The 2,116-nt window shown below is 35.6% G+C and carries 3 protein-coding genes; 1 reads left to right on the forward strand and 2 read right to left on the reverse strand.

The features are described 5' to 3' along the window. Positions 1-1,092 (forward strand): S-layer homology domain-containing protein (locus tag ACIQZG_RS22680; protein WP_402758134.1); only part of this gene is annotated, 1,092 nt, incomplete at its 5' end. 81 nt (positions 1,093-1,173) lie between these two features. On the opposite strand, the gene ACIQZG_RS22685 is transcribed toward ACIQZG_RS22680, so the two are convergent. Further along, complete coding sequence (locus ACIQZG_RS22685; protein WP_402758136.1) at positions 1,174-1,485, reverse strand: hypothetical protein; 312 nt, start codon at positions 1,483-1,485, stop codon at positions 1,174-1,176. Positions 1,486-1,560: 75 nt separating this feature from the next. Further along, positions 1,561-1,803, reverse strand: a complete 243-nt coding sequence (locus ACIQZG_RS22690) for a hypothetical protein (RefSeq protein WP_402758138.1) — start codon at positions 1,801-1,803, stop codon at positions 1,561-1,563. Between the last annotated feature and the right edge of the window lie 313 nt (positions 1,804-2,116).

Consider the following 2,116-nt stretch of genomic DNA (forward strand, 5'->3'; position numbering starts at 1 on the left):
GGTAACAATGGCGATAACGGCAATACTGGTGGCAACACAGGTAACAATGGCGATAACGGCAATACTGGTGGCAACACAGGTAACAATGGCGATAACGGCAATACTGGTGGCAACACAGGTAACAATGGCGATAACAGCAATATTGGTGGCAACACAGGTAACAATGGCGATAACAGCAATATTGGTGGCAACACAGGTAACAATGGCGATAACGGCAATACTGGTGGCAACACAGGTAACAATGGCGATAACGGCAATACTGGTGGCACAACTTCAAATGAAAATGTATTACTAGATACAGATATTCAAATTATTCCATCAGGTACGGTTGCAGTAGATGTATCTGTAACGGATCAAGGTACAATTATTATCCAATCAAACAATATCTCTAATCTTGCTGCTGTTACTATCACTATCCCAAGTGACAAAGTAAAGGGAATACTAAAGATTAAAACAGCAAAAGGCTTAGAAACTGTACCATATACAATAAAAGATGGAAAAATCATAGCACAGCTACACAAAATAGGTGAGCTAGTATTTGTCGAATCAATTGTTAATTTCACTGATACAGCAAACAATCAATTTAATAAATATATTACTCTACTTGCTGAAAGAGGTATTATTCAAGGTTCTAATGGCGCTTACAACCCAAATGCAGGTACAACTAGAGCACAATTCGCAACTATGGTAACTAGAGCACTTGGTTTAAATGAAATTGAAGGTAATAAATTCAATGATACTTCAGATGAATGGTTTGAAGGTGCAGCTAATGCTCTAGCAGAGTTAGACTTAGTAACTGGCGATAACGGATCTTTCAAAGGTAATGAAAAGATTACTCGTCAGCAAGCGTTTACTATTATTGGTCGCTTGCTAGAGAAGAAAGGCTATAAAACAGACGCAAATGCTTCTAAATTAAAAGATTTCAAAGATTCAGATGAAGTTGCTGATTATGCTAAACCATATATTGATTTATTAGTATCTATTGGCGCAATTAATGGTAGTAACGGTAATTTAAACCCAACACAAGAGATTACAAGAGGGCAAATGGCAAAAGTATTAACGATTGTTTTATCTGAATTAGAGATGCTTTAATTACAAAATCAAACCCACACACTTTGACCAAGATTCATCAAAATGTGTGGGTTTATTATTTTTTATATACATAAATAATTCTTAAAAATCCATGAAATTCATTTTAGCAACTTCAACAGTGACAAAATTTTCACCATCTTTAGATACACCCTTGAAATAAAAATATTCTTCATATTCATGTTCTGAAAATTCTTCATCTAAAGCTCCATTACATGGAATCATTTTCAGAAATTTTTCTTTCATCATTTGTCCAAAAGAATTTGCATTTTCAAGATGCAGAAAACTTCCCACTTTTAGATCTCCATAAGATGCCATATCAAAATATGCTGTTACAATAAAAAATCCTTTATGAAGCACCTCATTGTTTACCATTTTATCTGTTGTTTTAATCATTAAAATTAGCTCCTTTATCAGGTTATAACTTGACTTTTAATAAAAATGTTCTAGCCCTTAATTTTTCAGTTTTTCTTATACAAGCGCTTGTGCTAGATGGCGCAAGTAATGTTTAACATCACCGTTTTTAAAATCAATCATTACTAACATTTTTCTAATACCTTGCTGCTCTTCTTCTGAGGTAGATAAAATTGCCTCAATTACTGCTCCACACTCAAAAATATTCAAGTTGCCATTTGCTTCAATATTAAAGGTCTCTTCTTTATCAATCTCTTTTTCTTCCAATAATTTATTAAGGTAGTCTTTCATATCTTTCATGTTTTTATTCTCCTTTTTGCTTTTGGCAAAGCGCTAAATGTTCCCCAAAAGGGAGAATTTTTCCCCTTTGGTTGCTGCAAGCTCACCAACGTAGACAGAGCGAAGCAAGGGTTAACAGCACAAAAAGTTTTTCTGCCTTCAGGCACGTTAAGAAAAAGTTTTTTGCCCCTTGCTGGAGCTGTGTTACGCCTGCACGGCAGGGGATTGGGAAGAGTATCGAGGCTCGCCCAATTCCAGGCCGATGTCAGGCGTTAAGTTGGTAAATTGCGCTGCGCCAAAGGGAAAAAGACCACAATAAAAGCAGCCGTTTTTT

Origin of the sequence: Lysinibacillus sp. NPDC096418 (assembly GCF_044762775.1) — a bacterium.
Taxonomy (GTDB): domain Bacteria; phylum Bacillota; class Bacilli; order Bacillales_A; family Planococcaceae; genus Lysinibacillus.